The organism is Nocardia sp. NBC_00881, from assembly GCF_045207455.1.
Taxonomy (GTDB): domain Bacteria; phylum Actinomycetota; class Actinomycetes; order Mycobacteriales; family Mycobacteriaceae; genus Nocardia.
This window is the reverse complement of record NZ_CP108798.1, coordinates 1,478,524-1,498,925: the sequence shown is the minus strand read 5'-3', so window position 1 is coordinate 1,498,925 and position 20,402 is coordinate 1,478,524. Positions and strand designations below refer to the sequence as shown.

Here is a 20,402-nt window from a genome sequence, read left to right as displayed (position 1 = left end):
GCGATGCGATGCGGGCTCACTTGCCCGCCCACACCGGTTCGCGCTTCTGCGCGAAAGCTTCAGCCCCTTCGCGGGCGTCCTGGGAGTCGAAGACCGGCTCGAGCACGTCCCGCTGCCGATCGAACGCCTCGGCGTCGGTCCAGCCGCTCGACTCCACGATGATCTGCTTGGTCGCTGCCACGGCGAGCGGGCCGTTGCGGCAAATGCGCGCGGCCAGTTCGAGCGCACCGGCGAGCGCCTCGCCCGGCTCCACCAGGCGGTTGATCAGCCCGTACCGGAAGCCGAGTTCAGCGGAGAAATTCTCGCCGGTCAGCGCAAGCTCCATGGCGACCTGGTACGGGATGCGCCGCGGCAGCCTGAGCAGACCACCGCCACCCGCCACGAGGCCGCGCTTGACCTCGGGGAGTCCGAAGGCCGCGGTGCGCGAAGCGACGATCAGGTCGGTCGCCAGGGCCAGTTCAGCGCCACCGGCCAGAGCGAAACCTTCGACCGCGGCGATGACCGGCTTGCGCGGCGGCGCCTCGGTGAAGCCCAGCCCACGGCCGTCGACGGCGATGGCCTCCCCCGCCAGGTACGCCTTCAGGTCCATACCGGCGCAGAAGTTGGCGCCGGCGCCGGTGAGCACGCCCACCGACAGGTCGGCGCTGCTGTCGAGTCGATCCATCGCGTCGGCCAATCCCTGGCTGACCGCGGTGTTCACGGCGTTGCGGGCCTCGGGACGGTTGATCGTGACCACGAGAACACGATCGCACTGTTCGACGATGACAGCGGGGGCTTGGGTCTGGTCTGACACGACGCGACCTTCCTGGGAGCGGCGAGACAATCTCATTTTATAGTACAACTATATATCTATTTCGGAAGTGTCCCGCCACGGGTCTCCCGGGTGTGGTCAAACGGGCCCGAGTCGGCCTTGAACGTCCGCCACGGCTCCGGCTGCCGTACTCAGATCCGTTCGTAGATGGTGGCGTTGGCGGTGCCGCCGCCCTCGCACATGGTCTGCAGGCCGTACCGCTTGCCGGTGCGGACCAGGTAATGGACCAGCGTGGTCGCTAGGCGGGCGCCGGAGCAGCCGAGCGGGTGTCCGAGCGCTATGGCGCCACCCAACGGGTTGAGCTTCGCCTCGTCCGCGCCGGTCTCGATCTGCCAGGCCAGCGGCACCGCCGCGAAGGCCTCGTTGACTTCGAACGCGTCGATGTCGTCGATGCCGAGCCCGGACTTGCGCAGGGCCAGCGCGGTCGCCGGAATGGGCCCCGTGAGCATCTTCACCGGGTCGTCGCCGGTCACCACCGCGGTGTGCACCCGGGCCAGCGGGGTGAGCCCGAGGCGGGCTGCCTTCTCCGAGGTCGTGATCAGCACGCCGGCCGCGCCGTCGGAGATCTGCGACGCGTTGCCCGCGGTGATCCGCCCGCCCTCCTTGAACGGCGTCTTCAGGGTCGCCAGCTTCTCCACGGTGGAACCGCGGCGAACGCCCTCGTCCAGTTCAACCTTGGTGTCCGCGCTCTGGACCGGGATGATCTCCCGGTCGAAGTCACCGCCATCCTGAGCCGCGGCCGCCAGCTCGTGCGAGCGGATGGCACACTCGTCCAGCCGGGTCCGGGACAAATTCCACTGTTCGGCGATCAGCTCGGCGCCGACGCCCTGGTTGAACGTACCGCCGAAGGCTGGGTCGGTGAGCCGCTCGGCGTACCGGTCGACCGCGGGACCACCCATCTCACCGGTGCCGGAAACCCGCCCGGCACCCATCGGTACAGCCGACATCATCTCGACGCCACCGGCCACCACCACATCGACCTGGCCGGAGATCACTGCAGCGGCCGCGGTGGAGATCGCCTGTTGCGACGACCCGCACTGCCGGTCGAGGGTGAAGCCCGGGACGGATTCCGGCCAGCCGGCGCCGAGTACCGCCATCCGGCCCACGTTGCCGGACTGCTGCCCGATGCTCAGTACATTTCCCCAATGCACGTCGCCCACGACGGCCGGGTCGATGCCGGTCCGCTCGGCGAGCGCCTTGAGTACCAGGGCGGACATCTCGACGGCATGCACGCCGGCCAGACCGCCCCCTCGCTTGCCGACCGGTGTGCGCACAGCCTCGACGATCACAGCGTCACGCATCTGGGAGTCCTCTCGGATCGATGGCGGAAATAGTTAAATTATTACATTTCACCAGGACCTCTGCGCAATACCCGGGCTCGACACCCCAGGAGACTGCTGCGCCGTGGCAATGGACCACAAGGAGTAGTATCAGTTAAACAGTCTTACTCATTGCGCCCTGGGGAATGACTCATCACTTCGGACGCCTAGCACGATTTCGTGCGAATGGGCACGTACGAGACGAGCGAGGACTCCGTGGTCAATCCGGTCAAAACGAACGTAGTCAAGGTGCCGAAAGCCGGTGAACTGGTGGCAGCCGACCTACGGCGGCGGATCATCACCGGTGAGCTGTCCGTGGGCGACCCCCTGCCCAACGAGGCGGCGCTGATGGAGCACTTCGGCGTCTCTCGGCCGACTCTGCGCGAGGCGTTCCGCATTCTGGAATCCGAGTCCCTCATCACGGTACTGCGCGGCGCACACGGCGGCGCCAGGGCGCTCGCGCTGGACGACGCGGTGGCCGCTCGCCACACCGGACTCCTGCTGCAGTATCGAGGAACTCCGCTGATCGACGTCTACCGTGCGCGCACCGAACTCGAGGTGGCCGCGGTCGGCATGCTGGGCACTGGCAGGGACCGCGCCTCCGCGGCCGGCCTGGACAAGCTGGACCGGCTCGTGCAGGAGGGGACCCACCTCGTCGACGACAACGAGGCCTACGCCCAGCACGACGTGCGGCTACACCGGACGGTGGTCGAACTGACCGACAACACCACGCTCAACATTCTCGCGGAGATGTTGTTCAAGATCATCGCGGTGCACAACGTCGTCTTCATCGCCGAGCACGAATCCGGCCAGGCGAGGTCGGCGAATCGCGCGGCGCAGCGGGCCTGGACCAAGCTGGCCAAGCTGCTCGGGGACGCGGATGTCGCGGCTGCGCAGGCATATTGGCGGCGCCACCTAGAGGGTGTGGCCAGGTTCATGGTGGGCAACTCCGAAGCGACCGTGGTCGACGTGCTCTCGTGACTACCGGCTCCATCACCTCCCAATTTCGAGTAGGATTCTCATTTCGAGAGTAACTATCAGGATTATCGGGAGCTGCCGTGAGCACACTGCGAGAGCGAAACCGTCTACGCACCCGCGACGACATCGCTGCGGCCGCCATCACCCTGCTCGAGCAGCAAAACTACGACGCCACCACGATCGAGCAGATCGCCAAGGCGGCGGGCGTGTCGATCGCGACGTTCTTCCGGCACTTCCCCAGCAAGGAGGACGTGCTGTTCGCGGACGAGGACCAATCCGCGGCCGCGATGGTGGAGCGGGTGTCTGAGCGGACGGACCGCTCGGTGTCGGTGGCCGCCCTCGCCGAGCCGGTCGCTGCCTTCGCCGTCGACCTCGAGGACGAGCGCACCTTCCGGCTCACTCACCTGGTCATGACGAATCGGCAACTGGAGCCGCGGAGCTTGCGGATGCGACTGCGCTGGGAACGTGACATCGCGCGCAGGCTGGCGGCCGAGCAGGGGCGCAGCGAGCCGTCGGAGGACGACACGCTCGTCGCCTCGGTCGCCGTCACCTGCCTCAACACGGCCCTCCGGTTCTGGGACAAGACCAGCTCGTCGAGCGGGCTGAGTGAACTCGTCCGCCAGATGTTCGCGCGCTGCGCGGAGGTCGTGGACGGATCCGGGCCGGTGGGGCGCGAACTCCCCACCTGAGCCCGTTAGCCTGCGCGAAAATGTATTCGATCAGGGTCGAGAGACCGAGTCGCGTCGGCGGGCGTCGCACAGCGCCACCAGGACGCCGGTGTATAGATCCAGTGCGCCCGTGACCTCATTCGGGTGTGGAGGTTGGCGCTGTCGCAGCAATCGACCGCCGGCACGAACGGCACTCGCCAGCCCTCCGGCTAGTAGCCGTGCAATTGCTGCGGTTCCGGCGAGTGGTACGGAACGGTCCATCGAACCGGAAGGGCGGCGCATTTGCGCAGGAGAACAAGGTTCGGGTCGACACCTCTTCTCCAGGAGGGCTCGCGGGCCGAAGATCGGAGAAGGATAGCCAGCGAGACAAGGGACTACGAATGGTCGGCGAATCATCGGTAGCAGGCAGTTCCGGCACCACGACTGGGGCGGCCGAAGACGCCCGAGTGCCTGCCGATGAGGAAGTCTTCCAGCGCTTTCCGCGCATCCGGCTGGATCAGGTCAACATCGAGTACTACCGCGGCCTGCTCGTGCACGAACTGCGGGCGGGCTGGTGCCCGCACTGCCGACTGTGGCACACCCCCTTGCGTCCCATCTGCCCGTCCTGCTGGTTCGCCGACGTCACGGCCCGGGCAGTCCAGGGGGTAGGGACGGTCCATCTGCTGACCCGGCTGTATCAGGGGCCACCCGTCGTGGACTACTCACCACCGTGGCCGCTCGCCGCCGTCGAACTCGCCGAGCAGGTGGGTCTGCGGATCACGGCGCCGCTGGTCGAGACGCCGGACGCGCTGCAGCGTATCGGACAGCCCGTGCAACTGGTCTGGATCGACCGGGACGGCGTGCCGTGGCCCGCATTCCGCGCCGTGGCCGGGAAGGAGAACACCCGATGAACCTTCTCCTCCAGCGCAATCCGATCAAGGATCGCATCGCCATCGCCGGGCTCGGGCGATCGCTCTATGCCCGGGACCGGGGCAGGACCGAACTCGCTATGGTCCTCGAGGCGGCGACCGCGGCCATCGCGGACGCGGGCCTGACCGCCGGCGAGATCGACGGCGTGGTGGGTGGCGGGCTGCACACCAACGGCATCGACCCCGCGGTCGTGGTCTCTGCACTTGGTCTTCCCGCGGTGACCTATTGGGCCGGCGTCCGCCCGCCCATCGGCAATCACCTCACCGCGGCCGTCAACGCCGTGTGGTCCGGCACCGCGAACGCGGTGCTCGTCTACCACTCGATGTACCGGCTCGGCCGCGACGCGTTCCGGGCCAGAGCGGCCGCGGGCCTGCCGGACGGCCGCGCGATCATGGGCGACGGCCACACCGAGTCCGAGCCGTGGGGCTTGTTCGGACCCACCGGGTACGCCGCCTGGGCCGCCCGCTACCTCGACACCTTCGCGCGGGATCGGCAGGACTTCGGCCTGGTCGCTTTGAACGGCCGGGCCGGCGCGGCGGACAACCCGGGCGCGGTGATGCGGGAGCGGCTCAGCATGGCGGACTACCTCAACGGTCGTATGATCCGCGAGCCGCTGTGCATATACGACATGGACGTCCCCGTGGACGGCGCCGACGCCTTCGTGGTGACCACCACCGAGCGCGCGCGGGACACCCCGGCGAACCCCGTTCTGGTGCATGCGCTCTCGATGGGGATGACCGCCCATCCGGAAGAACACCTCACCGCGAGCCTGGACCACACCGGGCAGACGGTGTCGTCGCAGGCGCTGCTGGCCCGCAGCGACCTGGGCATCGGGGACGTCGACGTGCTGTTCCCCTACGACGGCTTCTCCTTCATCACCTTGCTCTGCCTGGAGACGTACGGGTTCTGCAATCCCGGCGAGGCCGGTGATTTCCTCGCCGAGCACTGGGACCAGAGCAGGCACCGCGTCCTGATCGACGGCCGGGTGCCGATCAACCCGCACGGCGGCAGCCTGTCCGAAGGCGGGTCCCAGGGTGCCGGACATCTCCGGGAGGCCGTGCTGCAGCTTCGTCAGGACGCCGGCGAGCGGCAGGTGAGCAGCGCCCGGGCCGCGCTGCTGACGCCCGGGGGGCTGTTCTTCAACGCTCAGGGCATCGTCCTGCGCGCGGCTTGAGCCGGCACCACGAACGGCGACGAGGAAACTTCATGCTTCTTTTCCGGAAAGACCGCATTCGTCACCGGCGCCGCCCGCGCGCAGGGTCGCAGCCACGTAATTCGGCTAGCCCGCGAAGGCGCGGCGATCATCGCGATCGGCGAGGTCACTTTATGGGTCGATTCGTGTTGGTCAATGCGCACACCGAACGCAAGCCCGACGAGCTCGCCTTCGACGGGGTCGGTGCGTCGCCGCCCCTGCGCGGCGGCGATTAGACCGAGCACTCCACTCTCTTGGACGGCTATTGCTGGGTGTCTCGTCGAGCGAACCTGCTCGCCACACCCCACGACTGCAGGGGCCCAGGCCGCGGTGGTAGTCGCGCCCCCAATCGAGAAGGAGCCGGGGAGCGAACCCTCGGTCGTCGAGTCGGCGCAGATCCCGGGCAACTCTGCCGTAGTCCAGCGGAATTGAGTGCGTGCGCAACTGGCTGATGAGCCCGCGCAGGTAAACCAGCCGCTGCGTCGTCCTGCAACGCAGCACCCAATGCGTGGAAACGCCGCCGGACCGCCTCTTCGGAATTCGCCCGTTGGCCCAGTGTGCGCAGCGCACCCTCGAACGACACGCCGCGGCGGTGCATCGGTTCGGTCCTGGATTGCTGATGCCAGGCATGCAGCGTGATGGCGTCGTGCGCGGCTTGCTCCGACGCCGTTGGCGCCCCGTCACGTTCTGCGGGTAGATACTCGCGTCGATCGGGAAGGGCCGGGGAGCGCGCTGAGCTGCGAAAGTAGGGCTGACCTTGCCAGGGGTTCATCCCCGCATCTGCGGGGAGCGCACTTCTCTACCTGCACTGAGGAGCCGAGGGGACTCGTTCAGCCAGCCGACCCGCTGGGGAGACCCAGGAGAGACAGGAGAGATTGGGTCGGTGAGGGGGCGGGAGGCTGCGAGTTATCCGGAACCGCACCGGTGTACCGTGCATCCCGGACCACACCCTTGTGGGTGTCGCCGGGCTCCCAGCGCGGCTTGGGGTATTCGAAGTAGTTCAGGCTGTCGTTGTAGTAACCCATGTAGTAGGGAGGGTCCTGCACCCATTTGCCCGGTTCCTGCTCGGTGGGGCAGTCCGTGTTGAGGCCCGCCCAGTTATGCGGTCCCACCCAGGTATGCTGCCCCGGAACAGTGACCCACTCCGCCGCCGCTCCGAGATTCCAGCAGATCGCATCCCAGTCGATACGATGGGTCTGATCGGTGTCATTGCGGCAAGTCGTCCCCACGCACCAGACACCGGGCGCGAGCGTATGTCGCTGCGGATCCGGATCGGCGGCGGCCCGCGGCGCCAGTAGCCCCACGGCCACGATTCCAACCGCGGCAATCCCGATAGCCGTGCTCGCTCGTTGTTTCACGATATGTCAACTCCTGTCCCAGCTGTACCTAGCTGTCGAATGATTGCGGCGCAGACTTGCAATCGGCCTAACATCGACTTAACGTCCCCTATCCGGCACCGCTGCTGTCTCAACAACACCGTCCTCCCCAACCTCTGGAACCCGAGTTTGGCAGTTGGTCGCAGACGGAGTGGCGAGTCCGGCTCGAAGATCCAAGCGCTCTCCGAGTGTGCGAGGATCCCTTCGTCGGTGAGAGTTTCGGCGGCGAACACTAACGACGCCGAGGCGCTGAACCGCTCGTGAAATCTGTACCCGCGATCCGGCCGCGGCGTGGTCGGCGCCGCCGCAAACCCGCGAAGCTGCACGCGGACAAGGCATACGACGCTGTTCGCCGAGATAGAACACGCCTTCACCGCCAAACGCACCATCTCTGACCTCGGCCCCGGGCCCCTGCCCTCTCATCTACTTCTGGTAAGAAAGGCCCGCCCCCACTCGGGCAGCTGGTGTTCCGCGCGCTGCGCAGCGAGTCACGGCCGCTGTCGTATTCGGCGATGCGGCGGGTGTTGCAGCGGACCAACGACCGATTGGGTGCGAACTGGACCCTGCACGACCTGCGCCGCACCGCCGCGATCCACCTGGTCGCTGATCCGGCCATGACATCGTCTGAAATGCAACGGATCCTGCGCCACGCCAACCTGTCGTCTCTGAGCTGTTGTAGGCGCGTACGGGTCGACGACTTGTTCGATCGCCTCTAGGAGCACTACGCGAGGCCGCGGCCGGAGCCGCATCGTGATGCTAGTGCGCGCGCAGTACTTCGATCTGCACAGCTGCGCCACCGAGGCTCCCGGCACCTGGGCGCGGTGGGCGGTACCGTGCCCTATTCCCTATGGCGAGCTGCGCGGGTACAGCAAACGACGACGTCGGCTCGAGGAACGCATCGATGATCGCATACGGCTGCGGCAGCCGCTGCTGCCCGCACTGGTGGAATACGTCGAACGCCAATATGACAGCGCGCGCGGACTGCTCACGCAGCCAGCTCGGTGGAGCCCATCGACATTGTGTCGGCGGGGACCCGTGTTGCCGTGACAGCCATTGATCCCGAGTGTCGTTCGGTGTAGGTGCTGCGGATCGGTCCGGCGGGCATTGTTGCTGCACGCCGGTCCGATCCGCGAATTCGTGATGCTCAGGCGAGGTTCTGCGTGTAGAACGAGGTGAGCTTTTCGAACGGGATCAGCTCGGTGCGGTCGTAGAGATCCACGTGACCGGCGCCGGGCACGATCACCAACTCCTTGCGGTCACCGGCGAGGCGGTAGGCCTCTTCGCTGAATTCGCGGGAGTGGGCGTTCTCGCCGGTGATGAACAGCAGCGGCCGTGGCGAGATGGTTTCGATGTCGTTGAACGGGTAGAAGTTCATGAACTTGGCGTTGCTCGACAGGGTGGGGTGGGTGGTGGTGTCCGGGCTCGCGCCCTTGGGTGTGACGGCGCCGCGCTGGGTGCGGTAGAAGTCGTAGAACTCGCGTTCGGTGGGGGTTGAGTTCGCGGTCAGTTCGTGGACGGTTCCGCTGGTGTATTCGGTGGGGCCACCACGGAATTCGACATCGCGCTGCGCGGCGGCTTGGGCAAGGATTGCCTGGCGCTGTTGCGGGGTGACGGAGTGGTTGAGTCCATTGCGGTTGGCTGCGCCCATGTCGTACATGCTGATGGTGGCGACGGCTTTGATGCGGGGATCGATCTTGGCCGCGGAGATAACGAAACTGCCGCTGCCGCAGATGCCGAGCGCGCCGATGCGCTCGGGGTCGACGGTGTCCTGGGTGCGCAGGTAGTCGACGCCGGAGGAGAAGGTCTCGGTGTAGAGGTCGGGGGCGACGGCGTTGCGGGGTTCTCCCGCGCTGCCGCCCCAGAACGCCAGGTCCAGGGCGAGGGTGACGAAGCCTTGTTCGGCCATTTTGGTGGCGTAGAGGTTGGCGCTCTGCTCTTTGACCGCGCCCATGGGGTGTCCGACCACCATGGCGGCGGCGCGGGTGCCGGGGGCGAGGTTCTTGGGGATGAACAGGTTGCCGGTGACGTCCATCTGGTACTGGTTCTTGAACTTCACCGGCTGCATGGTGACCTGGTCGCTGGTGTAGAAGTTGTCCGCGCCGCGCGACAGGTCACCGGAGGCCAGGTTCGCCATCGGTGTCACCGGTGCGGCCGAGGTCGTGCCCGAGTCGGCGCCGGAGCAGGCCGAGGCGACTAGAACAGCGAGGGTTGCGGCGCCGGCTCCGGCAATGCGTGCCCAGCGGCGAGAATGTCGCCGGACAGTCGTGGTGGTGATCATGGGTGTTACTCCTGGTGCAGATTTCTTCGGTTGTCCGGGTGAGTTCGGTGGTCAGACGGTGAGCAGGGTTTTGATCGCTCGGCGTTCGTCCATTGCCTTGTAGCCCTCGGCGGCCTTGTCCAGGGGAAGAGTGAGGTCGAAGACCTTGCCGGGGTCGATCGTTCGGTTCCAGATGCGGTCGATGAGGCCTGGCAGGAAGCGGCGGACCGGGGCCGGGCCGCCCAGGAGGTGGACTTCGGCGAAGAACAGGCGGTCGACCGGCAGGGTGACGCCGTCGTGGGCGACACCGACGTAGCCGACGTGCCCACCGGGGCGGGTGGAGTTGATGGCCTGCATCATCGATTCCTGGGTGCCGACGGCCTCGATGACGCCGTGTGCGCCGAGTCCACCGGTAAGGTCCTTGATAGCGGCCGCACCTTCGTCACCGCGGGTCTCAACGATGTCGGTGGCGCCGAATTCGCGGGCCAGGGCCTGGCGGTCGGCGTGGCGGGACATCGCGATGATCCGTTCGGCGCCCAGCTGTTTCGCGGCGAGGACGCCCATCAGGCCGACCGCGCCGTCACCGACCACGGCGACGGTTTTGCCGGGACCGGCTGCGGCGGCCACGGCGGCGAACCAGCCGGTGCCGAGCACGTCGGAGGCTGCCAGCAGCGACGGGATCAGGTCGGGCTCGGGCATGGCCGGTGTCGCGACGAGGGTGCCGTCGGCATAGGGGATGCGAGCCAATTCGGACTGGGTGCCGATGGCGCCTGCGACGAACGAGCCGTGCACACAACAGGATTGGAAACCTGACCGGCAGATCTCGCAGGTGTTGTCCGAGATGCAGAACGAGCCGACCACGAAGTCGCCGACCTCGAGCGTGCGTACGTCGGTGCCGATTTCTTCGACGATGCCGACGTATTCGTGGCCCATGAGGGTGCGGTCGACGGGTTCGACGCCGCGGTAGGGCCACAGATCGGACCCGCAGATGCAGGTGGCGGTGAGCCGGATGAGCGCGTCGGTGGGCTCGACGATCTTCGGGTCCTCGCGGTCAACGACACGAACATCGCCGGGGGCGTACATGACTACTCCACGCATGAGGAATCTCCTGTCAGGGGTGTTGGTGTTTCAGCGGGCGGTGTAGCCGCCGTCGACGGGCAGCGCGACACCGACGACATAGCTGGCGCCGGGGCTGCACAGCCACAGCACGGCCGCGGCCACTTCCTCGGCGGTGCCGAGGCGGCCGATGGGTTCGTCGGCGGCTGCCTGGCCGGGGTCCAGATCGCCGGAGGCGATCATCCGGGCGAACGCGGTCGCGGTGGCCAGGCCCACGCCCGAGGCCGCGCCGGTGACGAAGGCGACCTATCCGGTGAAGTCATAGGTGGGGTTCGGAGGTGCGCTCCTTTCGGGTGGTCAGGCGGCGGTGATGGTGAGGGCGCTGCTGTCCGCGGCGGTGACGGCGTCGAGACCGGTGTCGATTTCGCCGATCATTACGATCCCGGGGTTGGGGATGCGAAAGCCGTCTTCGTGGTAGTAGATGGCCAGGTCGTGGCTAGGCGCCCAGTAGCCGAGCTGCCCGGCGCGGTAACCGGATCGACCTCGCCCGTCGCCGAGTGCACGCGGCAGCGTCCCGGCCTTCTCACGGCTACCGAGGTCGTGGACGGTGAGGGTAAGCGGCAGCAGGGAGGCGAAGTCGCGGGCGGTGGGGATGTCGTAGAGGCGCGCGGTGGCTTCTGCGGCGCCGATGCGCAGTCGGATCTGCATGAACGTTGCCTCCTGGCCTGGCGGTGTCGTCGCTGGTTGCGTGGCACCGGCAGGTGGGGTCGGGCCGGGTGATTTCGGGGCGTTGGAGCAGGCGGTGATGATCGCCGCGGCCGCTATCGCGCTCAGCGCGAACAGGGTGGTAGCCCTCAGTCGCATGCGATTTCTCCTGTCGATGGTGGAAGTGCGGCGCATAGCTCAGCTCACCCCGGCCAGGACGCGCTGCGGCCGCTGACCGGGTTGCGTCGGCGTGTTGCCGCTGCGAATACGGGTTCGCGTGGCGGCGAGCACGGCAATCAGGATCAGTGCGGTTGCGGTGATCGCCGCGCCGAGCACCCACCAGCACAGGCAGCCGCGTGCCCGCGCGCGGCCCGCGCGATGGTCGGCGTGTTCATCTCACCTCGTCGATGTCGAAGAATTCCAGGGACTGAGAGCTGTCCTCCGCTCCGCAGTCCATGCAACCGGGTCGATCAGGGTTATGGGAGGTGAGGATTAGGGGGGTGCTGACAGCACCCCCCTCACAGCACCTGGCAAACACGCAGGCAGCAGGCTTAGCCTCGAGAACATGGAGTCGAACAACCGCGCCGCCGAGATCGGCCAGTTCCTGGCCTCACGACGCGCCAAGATCACCCCCGACCAGGTCGGGCTACCGGTCTACGACGCAGCCAAACGCCGCGTCCCCGGCCTGCGCCGCCAAGAAGTCGCCACCCTGGCCGGACTCTCGGTCGACTACTACACCCAGATCGAACGCGGCAAGGTCAACAGCGTCTCCGAAACCGTCCTCAACGCCATCGCCCGCGCACTGCAACTCGACGACGCCGAACGCTCACACCTGTTCGACCTGCACCGCAACGCCCTGATCAGCCCACAACGACGGCCGCGACGTACTGCGAAGACCCTACGCCCAGGAGTACAGACCCTGCTCGATACTTACCGCGGGCCCGCGTTCATCCGCAACGCCCGCCACGACCTCGTCGCGGCAAACCAGCTCGGCTACGCCTTCTACAGTCCCCTCTACCCCGACCCACTGACACCGGATGTCTCCAAGCTGGTCAACTTCGTGCGGTTCTGCTTCCTCGACCCCCTCGCTCACGACTTCTACCCAGACTGGGACTACATGGCCGACGGCGCGGTCAATCTGCTGCGCACCGACGCCGGGCGCGACCCGTATGACCGCGGCATCTCCGACCTGGTCGGTGAGTTGTCCACCCGCAGCGAGGAATTCCGTGTCCGCTGGGCCAAACACAATGTGCGCCTGCACTACACCGGAACCAAGTCCTTCCACCACCCCGTCGTCGGCGATATCAGCATCGGCTACGAGACGATGCCGCTGCCCGCCGACCCTGGCCTGGTTCTCAACTTCTACACCGTCGAACCCGCCACGCCCTCGGCCGACGCGATGACCCTGCTCGGCACCTGGGCCGCCACCAACATCCATTCACCAGCGCCGGCCGACCAGCCCACCACCACCGGCGAATAGCCCGTCAACCTGCCTTCGAGAGGACGAGGATGACCGCGATGGCGATCATCGGCGCCGGCCCGGGCCTGGGTGCGGCCACCGCGGCACGGTTCGGCAGGAAGGAGCACTCGAACGAGCCGCCGCTGAACTCGGCCCGATCGAAGTGCTCCAATACAGTCCCGTGCTCCCAAGGAGTTCCTGCGCTTGGTCCTCGATACCACCGTCGAAATCTCGCCACTGCAACCGAATTCTCCATCCTCGGCCCCGTCACCGAGTTCAACCATGTCCTGCCCGGAATGCGCGCCCTGGGCCGCGGCACCATCCTGTTCGTCAACGGCTCCAGCGCAGCCGCCCCCAACCCTGCCGTCGCGGGCGCCTCTATCGCCTTCGCCGGCGAATCCGCCTACGCCGCCATGCTCCACGATGCCCTCGCACCGGAGAACATTCACATCGGCCAGCTCATCATCCCCGGCGCTATCGGCGGCGGCGTCCCCCAATACGCACCCTTAATCATCGTCTTGCGCTACAGAAGCTCGATCTGACCGGGCTCGGGCAGCGCGTGTGGGCGTTCGTCCGTATGCCAGGCGTACTCGATTCCACTGAGCCAACCGTTCTCGACCCATAGAATGACCTCGCCGATCGGTGATCCGTTGCGGTCGGTGACCGCTCCGCTGGCGAAGATCCCGTTCGGCGAACCGGATGCTTGCACCGCACCGGGCCGCACCGCCAGATCGACACTCGGTGAACCGACACCCCATGTTGCGACGACCTGCGAATACGGCACCTGCGCCAGATACTCGGAGGCGCCGGGGGCGTTCGACGACAGCAGCTTGGTGACGACGCTGGTTTCGAGATCGGTCAACGCTCGCGGCGGAATCGGTGTACTACTCATCAATCTCCTCGGTTCCCGCGCTACATCATGGAATGTATGCGGTACCGATTTTGAAGACACCGTCGATCATTGCGCGCGAATATGGACGGTTTGGCCATTGACTATGCGCACCACAGGATTCGAGCCTTATACACATCCGGAACACCTTGAACGGTCTCGATGATCTTCGTCATCGTCGCTTCTTCGCCACCCAGTGACTTCACCAGTCCATCCAGTTTGCGCTTCGGAACGAAGACATGCTCCATTGCCTCTTTGTCGAGCGTGTAATCCAGCGAGCACTTCACGGTTGCACGATCTGGACCAGCTGCTTGCCGAGGTTGCCACTCTCGAAGACGGCGCGCAACGCGCTCGGTGCGGATTCCAGTCCGCTACTTACGGTTTCGGCGATCGTGATGTTTCCCTGGTCGTGCCAGTCGCGCAACGCCGTGAAGGCTTCCGGGAATCGGTCCAGATAGTCGAGGAAAATGAAGCCTTCCATGCGTGCTCGGTCGAGGGCCAGGCGCATGTAGTTCCGTGGGCCGGACGAAGGATCGGAGCCTTGATAGCCGGACGAGATGGCTCCGGCCAGCACGATACGAGCGCGGCGCGCGAGGTGTGCCAGGCCGCATTCGAGGATGCGGCCGCCGACACCGTCGAAGAAGACGTCGATGCCGTTCGGGGCCAAGCGGGTCAGAGAGGCGTCGATGTCGTCGTGCTGGTAATCGATGGCGGCGTGCAGGCCCGCGCAATCGGTGATCCAAGAACATTTGCGCGGGCCGCCCGCGATCCCGATGACCTTGCAGCCCAACGCTTTTGCGATCTGGCCCGCGATGGACCCGGTCACGCCGGCCGCGGCCGATACCAGCACCGTCTGCCCCGGCTCGGGACGACCGACGTCCATCATACCGAAGTATGCGGTCAGGCCAGGTGCTCCGAACAGGCTCAGCATGAGCGTGTGCGGCACACCGTCGGGAATCAGGTTCAGCCCGAACAATCCGCCCTCGGACGCCACAGCGTAGTCCTGCCACCCCACCATTCCCGCGACCCAGCTTCCGACCGGATAGCGCGGATCGTTCGAGCGGACCACCTCCCCGATACCGCTACCACGCATCACCGCTCCGACCGGTACGGCACCGATGTAGTTGTCGGCCTCGTTGAGCCAGCCACGCTGCGTGGGATCAATACCGAGCCAGTGCACCCTGACCAGGGCTTCCCCCTGCCCCGGAACCGGCACGGTCCCGTTCTTCAGCTCGAAATCCTCGTCCCGCAAGGCGCCCTCCGGCCGCCGCCGCAGGACCCACTGCCGATTCACCACATCCGCCACCCGGCGATGCTAGAGCACCCCCACATAGCCTTCGAACCATTTACCGTTCCGATCAACACGTACGGAACTCGGCGGATCCGGACTTTCAGATGCCGCCGCCACCTGATCGGTCGCACGGCGAATCAGGAACATGTTCTCTCGGCTGATCACCTTCTGTCGTGGTCCCACGACTGGCACCGTGGTGGCACCACGGTGGCAAACGACACACGCGCGGTGGCCCTGGCTCCCCCGTGGTGACTCCGAATCATCCCCGCTGGCGCGGGGAGCACGGCGATGCTGGGGGTGGCATCGAAGTCGAACGCGCGCGGCGCGCTGGGAGTGGTCATGAACTGGTTCCTTCTGTGGGTGGGTAGGGGCGGCGTAACCGGTGTCGTGGTGCCTGGTCTCACTCGCGTCGCGGTCCATTCCGCTCGCTGCCGGACGGTCGGTGCCGGCCGTTCTTGTGGGATCGCCCACGATGGCTGACTACTCGGCGCCGCGACTGGTGAAGTCGAAGGATCCGCTGTCGATGCCCCAGGAGATGACCCGTTCGGGGTGAATTCGGATGACCGCGCGTTCCTGGGGTTGGAACGGTGGCTCCTGGTCATCGAGCGCCTCCGCCGTGCCGCGTACCTCGATGCCGCGAATCACGTATGGCTCCAATGAAACCTGTTGGTCGATGACGAACGACACCCGGCTGCCCGCCTCGACATTGCGGTACTTTCGACTGGCACGCATCCGCATGCCCCCAATGTCGATCGTTCCGTCGGCGTTCACCCGATAGCTGGTCGGGTTATTCTGCACTACGCCGTCGGGCGACACCGTGGCCAGCCGACCGATCCCGGCCTCGGCGAGGAACTGCTGTTCATTGATGGTGAAGGTCATGTCAGTTACTCCTCAGTGAATTCGATATCAGGTGTTCCCCCGGCGATCCGCCGGAAGTTGTTGGGTGCGGGAAGCGCAAGCTGTTGCCTGCCGCGTCCCGCGCGTCTTGCGTCGGCGGCTCAGCGGGACCGCGACATCGTGGAGGATGGCTACCTCCTCCCCTCTCGATGTCAGCTTCGCTGGCGACGGACTGCTACTGCTTCTCCGCGGTCTCGCGACCGCACATACATCCGAGCTGCGCCTGTGCTTTTACTGGCGCACCGACCACCTACTCGCGCGTGACACCGCCTACCCCGTGCTCTGAGATCAGAACAGGATCAGCGCGGCGCACAGTCCAGCAATGGCAATGAACTGCAGGGTGACCCGGTACTTCAGAATGCTGTCCCACTTGTCCTGCAGCGCACGGGCGTTGGCCGGAATGATGCCGCTCTGCGCAGCGGCGGTCTGCTGGGAATTGATCGGCTTGGCGATGCGGACGTAGAAGGCGAGCCAGGTGAACAGTGCCGCCACCGTGATCCCCGCCGCGACAGCGGCGCCGATCTGCCCGGCCAGCAGCGCGATCAGCAGCGTGAGTACCGCGGTGACCACACCGACCGCACCGACAACCGGCATGCGCTTATCGCCGTAATAGTGACCCCATCCCGCACTCATGGTCACGGTCGCGTCATCGAGCTTGCGGTACACGGACCGGGTGATCACGGCCACGCTGACATCGGTGCCATAGACGATGGCATTGGAGAGAACGGCGGCGGCGGCGATGGTCTGGCCGGTGACAATGAGCATTTTCGGCTTCCCTTCCAAAATTCTAGCAGAGTTAGAAACTAGAGCAACGGTAACATTCGTCCGCTAGCTTGTCTAGCGTAGCTATATTTCGATCGCTACCGCAGGCCCGCGCGCGGATCAGCAAGCTGCACATGCCCGCTCCGGCCGAGCGGACGCTGTCGCCCGGCAAGCCGGTCACAGAACGCTGGCAGATCTTCGGCCTGCTCGTTCCGCTGGTGGTGCTGAGGCTCGTCGCGGTCCCGGTCTCCGTCGACCGGGTTGCGGGCGGCCTGACCGCGTCGGGGTCAGCGATCGACGGCACCTGACAACCCCCGCCTCGACGCCGGTGACTGACGTGCCGCCCAGTGATGCCACGCACCGACACCACCCGCAGAAACGCATTCATCTGCCGCATACCGCGCGATGCGATGGGTCAAAAATGGTCGTTACTGGCACAAACTCGATTCGGCGCACCGGAATCGCGAAACCGCAGCGCGCCGAAACCACGAATGGAGTCACAAACCGTGTGCGGAATCTACGGGGCGAAACCAGGGATGTCGGCCCTTTGGGGGGCAGCGCTGGGCATTGCTCGGTTCGGATACGGGTGGGACCCGAATACGCCAGAAAGGGGCCGCGCCTGGCGTGGCTGCATCCGTAACCGCTGGTGAGGTGCGGGAGCACCCGGATCGCCCGGGTCGACACCCGGTCAGTTCACACGCCAGCCAGTTCGGGCAGGAGGTGGGCGATGTCGGACCGCAGCTGTCCGGGTTCGGTGAAGTGGTACGCGGATCCGCCCCAGTCGCGGAATATTTGGCAGGTGTCGGCACAGTCGTCGATGAGGACCGCGTCGGCCGGGGTCCGGCCGTACCGGTCTAAGGTTGGGCCGAAGAACCGGTCCGGTGACTCTGTCTTCAGCGATCTGACCGATGAGGAGACGATCAGCTCGTCGATGCGCAGCTCGCTGGTCAGCACCCGGGGCGCGGCGTGGACGAAGCATTGTCCGAGGCAACGGCGAGGAACCCGCGGTCGCGCAGGGCTCGGACGATGTCGGACATGGCCGGGTTGATCTTGGCGTTGCGGCAGTTCCGCAACAGCTCTCGCAGCAAATAGTCGTCGTTGTAGCCACGTGGGAGGGTGAGGTTCAGGGTGTCGATGACCTGTTCGTCGGTGACCAGGCCGCGCATCCAGGCGCCGACGAATTCCTTGCGGCCCCGGAACAGGTCTTCGAGTGCGGCGTTGAGCGGCCCGGCCAAAGGGTGGCGTTCGTTGCCGAGGATCGAGTCCCAGAACTGGGCCGTGGACAGCGTGTTGTACCAGTCGAAGAACACGAAGGTCGGGAAGATCGGGAGCACGCACTGGACCGGGGTGCCGGCACGATTCGTCATTCGGTCTCCCGAGTCCGAGGCTGGGTGGGTCGCGGCCGCGAGCGACATCGCGGGCGAGCGGTAGCGCCCCATGCAGCCGCCGGCCCAGCAGCTGAGAGCCGTGACCGAGTAGACCGCGAGCCCGACGACGATGTGGCGGCGGCGGGACCGGTAGTCGCTGGGGAAGTCCCAGTCGCCGCAGGCCGGTGAGCATCCGAATCAGCGGGCCGTACTGCGCGAGCAGCCACCCGCCGGGCCGCAACCGCCCGCTGACGTGGACCGAGGACGACGAGGGCCAGGACCTGCAGCATTATGGCCAATCATCCCCGAAACCCCTTAGCTCGCAGAACTTTCCGGGTGCTGTCTCAGGTAAGAGTACGCACCACCTCCGACACCACCGGGGCAATAGACCCTGCCCATGCAGAAGTAGACCCACCGCAATACCAAAAATTGGTACTCTCGGGTGATGGGCAAGAACACGTCCTTCAGCCTCAGCGATCACTACCTCGAGTTCATCGAGACCGAGGTCAGCTCGGGCCGCTACGGCTCGGCCAGCGACGTCGTCCGCTCTGCACTGCGGCTGCTCGAAGACCGCGAGACCAAGCTCCGAGCGGTGCGGGCGGCCCTCATCGAGGCCGAGAACGCCGGACCGAGCCTGCCGTTCGACGGCGAGGACTACCTGGCCGCCAAGCGCGCCGAGTAGGCCGCCGGTGAGCCGATATCTGCTCAACCCCGTCGCTCACGACGACCTCGACCAGATCTACGGGCTACACCCTCGACCGCTGGGATATCGACCAGGCCGAGGACTACGTGCGCGGACTGCTGCACGCCTTCGACCGCGCGCCGGGCGGGCCTGCGAGGAGATCCGCGCCGGCTACTTCCGGGTCCCGGCGGGATCCCACACCGTCTACTACCGCCTCACCACGGACGGCGTCGTCGAGATCATGCGCATCCTGCACCAACGCATGGATCCCGACCGCCATCTGTGAGCGCGCCGGCGGAATCGCCGAGTTTCTCGCCTTGATGCGCAAATCCGGATGAGGGCGGTTTACTCCGCCAGGGTGTCGGTGGTTCGGCGGACAAAGGGGTGCCGGACTGGCAGGGACCGGTATTCAGGTAGTCGGTATTCGGGCTGGGTCGAGGTTCGCTCGGCGTGTACTGAGAGCGTCAACAGATCCGAGGGATCGTCATGATCGTCATCGTCGGGCTCGTCATCCTCATGGTCGCCTTGCTGATCGGCGTCGCGGGAGTATTCGCCGACGGCGGCAGCAATCACGTGACGGACCGGGCGCCGTTATGGATGCGACCGTCACTTCGATCCGGTCGCCCGCAGAATTTGCGTTCGGACGCCGTTCAGGTGCGTCATCCGCGGTAGCGGTAAGGAACCTATCCGGGAGCGCTAGTTTGTGGATAGTGAGCAGCGCCAACCGGTATTGGCGTGGCAGCGGACCGGTGGTGTAGGGAATGTCGTACTTGTCGCACAACGCTCGGACACGCCGGGCGATTTCGGCGTAACGGTTGCTGGGCAGGTCCGGGAACAGATGGTGTTCGATCTGATAGCACAGATTCCCGCTCATGAACGCCAGCACCGGCCCCGCATCGAAGTTCGCCGTGCCGAGCATCTGCCGCAGATACCATTGTGCTTTGGTCTCCTCCTCCACCGCCATGTGCGTGAATTTCTCGGCGCCGTCGGGGAAATGGCCGCAGAAAATCACCACATGTGCCCAGAGGTTGCGTAGGGTGTTGGCTGCCAGATTCGCTACGAGCGTGCGGCGCCAGCGTCGACCATTCAACGCAGGGGCGAGCACGTAGTCCTTCCCAGCTTGTCGGGCGATCTTGCCGATCAACGCTTTGGCTTGCGCTCTTCGCTCCGCGCTGGTTGCCACACGCTCCTGCTCGGAGTACAAGCCGTGCAGGGCGATCCCCCACTCGAAGGTGACCGCCAGCAACACGTTCTGCAGCGGCTGCAGCAGGAACCGAGGCCGCCACGGCTGGTCTCTGGTCACCCGTATCACACCGAAACCGATATCGTCGTCAAGACCCAGCACGTTCGTGTACACATGATGGCGGACGTTGTGCGAGTACCGCCACTGCGAGGACAGCCCGACCATGTCCCATTCCCATGTGCTGGAACAGATTTCCGGATCGTTCATCCAATCCCATTGGCCGTGGCAGACGTTGTGGCCGATTTCCATGTTCTCGATGCTTTTGGCCGTCGCCAATCCCACGGTGCCGAGCACCCAGCCGACTCTGCTGCGGCTTACCGCTATCGTCAGCCGTGACAGGGCATCGAGTGCGCGTTGAAACGTGATCGTGTGCCGGATGTACCGCGCATCCCGCACCCCACGCCGGTTCTCGATGTCCCGGCGAATCTCATCGAGTTCACAGCCGAGCGCCTCGACATCAGCCGGGCTCAGATGCGCGTAGGCCGCGACGTCTGTAATTGCCATTCCTGAGCCACCCCTGCATCTTCTGAATACGTGGTCG

Annotated in this window: 26 protein-coding genes and 2 pseudogenes; 11 read left to right on the top strand and 17 right to left on the bottom strand. The window is 66.0% G+C overall.

Translation table 11 applies throughout. The features are described 5' to 3' along the window. Positions 1-16: 16 nt before the first annotated feature. Both OH799_RS06270 and OH799_RS06265 read right to left on the bottom strand, forming a co-directional pair. Complete coding sequence (locus OH799_RS06270) at positions 17-829, bottom strand: crotonase/enoyl-CoA hydratase family protein (protein WP_406276634.1); 813 nt, start codon at positions 827-829, stop codon at positions 17-19. Positions 830-942: 113 nt separating this feature from the next. Continuing rightward, on the bottom strand, positions 943-2,112 hold the full coding sequence (locus OH799_RS06265) for a thiolase family protein (protein ID WP_406276632.1): 1,170 nt from the start codon (positions 2,110-2,112) through the stop codon (positions 943-945). Positions 2,113-2,316: 204 nt separating this feature from the next. On the opposite strand from OH799_RS06265, the gene OH799_RS06260 reads away from it, so the two are divergent. The 5 genes and pseudogenes from OH799_RS06260 to OH799_RS06240 all read left to right on the top strand — a co-directional run. Then, positions 2,317-3,111, top strand: a complete 795-nt coding sequence (locus tag OH799_RS06260) for a FadR/GntR family transcriptional regulator (protein WP_406281862.1) — start codon at positions 2,317-2,319, stop codon at positions 3,109-3,111. A gap of 77 nt (positions 3,112-3,188) precedes the next feature. Next, positions 3,189-3,797 carry a TetR/AcrR family transcriptional regulator gene (locus OH799_RS06255; protein WP_406276630.1) on the top strand — a complete coding sequence of 203 codons (609 nt, stop codon included), beginning with the start codon at positions 3,189-3,191 and terminating at the stop codon, positions 3,795-3,797. Between the two features lie 359 nt (positions 3,798-4,156). After that, a complete protein-coding gene (locus tag OH799_RS06250; RefSeq protein WP_406276628.1) occupies positions 4,157-4,666 on the top strand; it encodes a Zn-ribbon domain-containing OB-fold protein in 510 nt (169 codons plus the stop codon). After that, the gene (locus OH799_RS06245) at positions 4,663-5,859 is read left to right on the top strand and encodes a thiolase C-terminal domain-containing protein (RefSeq protein ID WP_406276626.1); all 1,197 of its coding nucleotides are present in this window, start codon (positions 4,663-4,665) and stop codon (positions 5,857-5,859) included. Before OH799_RS06250 ends, OH799_RS06245 begins: the two co-directional genes overlap by 4 nt. A gap of 45 nt (positions 5,860-5,904) precedes the next feature. Then, positions 5,905-5,997 (top strand): annotated as a pseudogene (locus OH799_RS06240) (SDR family mycofactocin-dependent oxidoreductase); the annotation flags it as partial. A gap of 33 nt (positions 5,998-6,030) precedes the next feature. Here the strand turns inward: OH799_RS06240 and OH799_RS06235 are convergent. The 3 genes and pseudogenes from OH799_RS06235 to OH799_RS06225 form a co-directional block, all read right to left on the bottom strand. Then, positions 6,031-6,378, bottom strand: a complete 348-nt coding sequence (locus OH799_RS06235; protein ID WP_406281859.1) for a type I-E CRISPR-associated protein Cse2/CasB — start codon at positions 6,376-6,378, stop codon at positions 6,031-6,033. Next, positions 6,365-6,649 (bottom strand): annotated as a pseudogene (casB, locus tag OH799_RS06230) (type I-E CRISPR-associated protein Cse2/CasB); the annotation flags it as partial. The gene OH799_RS06235 and the pseudogene casB, both read right to left, overlap by 14 nt. Positions 6,650-6,707: 58 nt before the next feature. Continuing rightward, positions 6,708-7,235, bottom strand: a complete 528-nt coding sequence (locus OH799_RS06225; RefSeq protein ID WP_406276625.1) for a hypothetical protein — start codon at positions 7,233-7,235, stop codon at positions 6,708-6,710. Positions 7,236-8,003: 768 nt separating this feature from the next. On the opposite strand from OH799_RS06225, the gene OH799_RS06220 reads away from it, so the two are divergent. After that, entirely contained in the window at positions 8,004-8,300 is a 297-nt protein-coding gene (locus tag OH799_RS06220) for a hypothetical protein (protein WP_406276623.1), read from the top strand. Between the two features lie 97 nt (positions 8,301-8,397). Here the strand turns inward: OH799_RS06220 and OH799_RS06215 are convergent, their stop codons facing one another. From OH799_RS06215 to OH799_RS06200, 4 genes are all read right to left on the bottom strand, one after another. Continuing rightward, on the bottom strand, positions 8,398-9,531 hold the full coding sequence (locus OH799_RS06215; RefSeq protein ID WP_406276621.1) for an alpha/beta hydrolase: 1,134 nt from the start codon (positions 9,529-9,531) through the stop codon (positions 8,398-8,400). Between the two features lie 51 nt (positions 9,532-9,582). Next, positions 9,583-10,608 (bottom strand): zinc-dependent alcohol dehydrogenase family protein, encoded by a 1,026-nt coding sequence (locus tag OH799_RS06210; protein ID WP_406276619.1) that lies wholly within the window; start codon positions 10,606-10,608, stop codon positions 9,583-9,585. A 30-nt stretch (positions 10,609-10,638) separates the two neighbouring features. Continuing rightward, positions 10,639-10,842: an SDR family oxidoreductase gene (locus OH799_RS06205; protein ID WP_406276617.1), complete on the bottom strand. Its 204-nt coding sequence runs from the start codon at positions 10,840-10,842 to the stop codon at positions 10,639-10,641. A gap of 81 nt (positions 10,843-10,923) precedes the next feature. Then, positions 10,924-11,430 (bottom strand): cyclophilin-like fold protein, encoded by a 507-nt coding sequence (locus tag OH799_RS06200; RefSeq protein WP_406276615.1) that lies wholly within the window; start codon positions 11,428-11,430, stop codon positions 10,924-10,926. A 406-nt stretch (positions 11,431-11,836) separates the two neighbouring features. Here OH799_RS06200 and OH799_RS06195 point away from each other — a divergent pair, with 406 nt between their 5' ends. Continuing rightward, positions 11,837-12,751, top strand: coding sequence for a helix-turn-helix transcriptional regulator (locus OH799_RS06195; protein WP_406276613.1), 915 nt, complete (start codon positions 11,837-11,839; stop codon positions 12,749-12,751). Between the two features lie 38 nt (positions 12,752-12,789). Continuing rightward, positions 12,790-13,272 carry a hypothetical protein gene (locus OH799_RS06190; RefSeq protein ID WP_406276611.1) on the top strand — a complete coding sequence of 161 codons (483 nt, stop codon included), beginning with the start codon at positions 12,790-12,792 and terminating at the stop codon, positions 13,270-13,272. On the opposite strand, the gene OH799_RS06185 is transcribed toward OH799_RS06190, so the two are convergent. From OH799_RS06185 to OH799_RS06165, 5 genes are all read right to left on the bottom strand, one after another. Beyond that, on the bottom strand, positions 13,254-13,622 hold the full coding sequence (locus OH799_RS06185) for a hypothetical protein (RefSeq protein ID WP_406276609.1): 369 nt from the start codon (positions 13,620-13,622) through the stop codon (positions 13,254-13,256). The two genes, OH799_RS06190 and OH799_RS06185, sit on opposite strands and share 19 nt — an antisense overlap. Positions 13,623-13,723: 101 nt before the next feature. Next, positions 13,724-13,906, bottom strand: a complete 183-nt coding sequence (locus OH799_RS06180) for a hypothetical protein (protein ID WP_406276607.1) — start codon at positions 13,904-13,906, stop codon at positions 13,724-13,726. Further along, positions 13,903-14,925: an NADP-dependent oxidoreductase gene (locus OH799_RS06175; RefSeq protein ID WP_406276605.1), complete on the bottom strand. Its 1,023-nt coding sequence runs from the start codon at positions 14,923-14,925 to the stop codon at positions 13,903-13,905. Before OH799_RS06175 ends, OH799_RS06180 begins: the two co-directional genes overlap by 4 nt. Before the next feature lie 465 nt (positions 14,926-15,390). Beyond that, positions 15,391-15,789, bottom strand: coding sequence for a PPOX class F420-dependent oxidoreductase (locus OH799_RS06170; RefSeq protein WP_406276603.1), 399 nt, complete (start codon positions 15,787-15,789; stop codon positions 15,391-15,393). 306 nt (positions 15,790-16,095) lie between these two features. Then, a complete protein-coding gene (locus OH799_RS06165; protein ID WP_406276601.1) occupies positions 16,096-16,572 on the bottom strand; it encodes a DUF1772 domain-containing protein in 477 nt (158 codons plus the stop codon). 131 nt (positions 16,573-16,703) lie between these two features. On the opposite strand from OH799_RS06165, the gene OH799_RS06160 reads away from it, so the two are divergent. After that, positions 16,704-16,877, top strand: a complete 174-nt coding sequence (locus OH799_RS06160; protein WP_406276599.1) for a hypothetical protein — start codon at positions 16,704-16,706, stop codon at positions 16,875-16,877. 385 nt (positions 16,878-17,262) lie between these two features. On the opposite strand, the gene OH799_RS06155 is transcribed toward OH799_RS06160, so the two are convergent. Continuing rightward, entirely contained in the window at positions 17,263-17,523 is a 261-nt protein-coding gene (locus tag OH799_RS06155) for a hypothetical protein (RefSeq protein ID WP_406276597.1), read from the bottom strand. Next, positions 17,517-17,936, bottom strand: coding sequence for a hypothetical protein (locus OH799_RS06150; protein ID WP_406276595.1), 420 nt, complete (start codon positions 17,934-17,936; stop codon positions 17,517-17,519). Before OH799_RS06150 ends, OH799_RS06155 begins: the two co-directional genes overlap by 7 nt. Positions 17,937-18,381: 445 nt before the next feature. Between OH799_RS06150 and OH799_RS06145 the strand changes: the two genes are divergently transcribed. Next, complete coding sequence (locus OH799_RS06145) at positions 18,382-18,618, top strand: type II toxin-antitoxin system ParD family antitoxin (RefSeq protein WP_406276593.1); 237 nt, start codon at positions 18,382-18,384, stop codon at positions 18,616-18,618. 7 nt (positions 18,619-18,625) lie between these two features. Next, positions 18,626-18,904, top strand: coding sequence for a type II toxin-antitoxin system RelE/ParE family toxin (locus OH799_RS06140; RefSeq protein ID WP_406276591.1), 279 nt, complete (start codon positions 18,626-18,628; stop codon positions 18,902-18,904). Positions 18,905-19,132: 228 nt separating this feature from the next. Here the strand turns inward: OH799_RS06140 and OH799_RS06135 are convergent, their stop codons facing one another. Continuing rightward, positions 19,133-20,365 (bottom strand): fatty acid desaturase family protein, encoded by a 1,233-nt coding sequence (locus OH799_RS06135; protein ID WP_406276589.1) that lies wholly within the window; start codon positions 20,363-20,365, stop codon positions 19,133-19,135. Positions 20,366-20,402 lie beyond the last annotated feature (37 nt).

Bases quoted from the DNA above. Each gene is read 5' to 3' on its own strand.
- OH799_RS06270 (WP_406276634.1), bottom strand. From the start codon at position 829: ATGAGATTGTCTCGCCGCTCCCAGGAAGGTCGCGTCGTGTCAGACCAG.
- OH799_RS06265 (WP_406276632.1), bottom strand. From the start codon at position 2,112: ATGCGTGACGCTGTGATCGTCGAGGCTGTGCGCACACCGGTCGGCAAG.
- OH799_RS06260 (WP_406281862.1), top strand. From the start codon at position 2,317: ATGGGCACGTACGAGACGAGCGAGGACTCCGTGGTCAATCCGGTCAAA.
- OH799_RS06250 (WP_406276628.1), top strand. From the start codon at position 4,157: ATGGTCGGCGAATCATCGGTAGCAGGCAGTTCCGGCACCACGACTGGG.
- OH799_RS06245 (WP_406276626.1), top strand. From the start codon at position 4,663: ATGAACCTTCTCCTCCAGCGCAATCCGATCAAGGATCGCATCGCCATC.
- OH799_RS06215 (WP_406276621.1), bottom strand. From the start codon at position 9,531: ATGATCACCACCACGACTGTCCGGCGACATTCTCGCCGCTGGGCACGC.
- OH799_RS06210 (WP_406276619.1), bottom strand. From the start codon at position 10,608: ATGCGTGGAGTAGTCATGTACGCCCCCGGCGATGTTCGTGTCGTTGAC.
- OH799_RS06200 (WP_406276615.1), bottom strand. From the start codon at position 11,430: ATGCGACTGAGGGCTACCACCCTGTTCGCGCTGAGCGCGATAGCGGCC.
- OH799_RS06195 (WP_406276613.1), top strand. From the start codon at position 11,837: ATGGAGTCGAACAACCGCGCCGCCGAGATCGGCCAGTTCCTGGCCTCA.
- OH799_RS06190 (WP_406276611.1), top strand. From the start codon at position 12,790: ATGGCGATCATCGGCGCCGGCCCGGGCCTGGGTGCGGCCACCGCGGCA.
- OH799_RS06185 (WP_406276609.1), bottom strand. From the start codon at position 13,622: ATGAGTAGTACACCGATTCCGCCGCGAGCGTTGACCGATCTCGAAACC.
- OH799_RS06170 (WP_406276603.1), bottom strand. From the start codon at position 15,789: ATGACCTTCACCATCAATGAACAGCAGTTCCTCGCCGAGGCCGGGATC.
- OH799_RS06165 (WP_406276601.1), bottom strand. From the start codon at position 16,572: ATGCTCATTGTCACCGGCCAGACCATCGCCGCCGCCGCCGTTCTCTCC.
- OH799_RS06160 (WP_406276599.1), top strand. From the start codon at position 16,704: ATGCCCGCTCCGGCCGAGCGGACGCTGTCGCCCGGCAAGCCGGTCACA.
- OH799_RS06150 (WP_406276595.1), bottom strand. From the start codon at position 17,936: ATGACGAATCGTGCCGGCACCCCGGTCCAGTGCGTGCTCCCGATCTTC.
- OH799_RS06145 (WP_406276593.1), top strand. From the start codon at position 18,382: ATGGGCAAGAACACGTCCTTCAGCCTCAGCGATCACTACCTCGAGTTC.
- OH799_RS06135 (WP_406276589.1), bottom strand. From the start codon at position 20,365: ATGGCAATTACAGACGTCGCGGCCTACGCGCATCTGAGCCCGGCTGAT.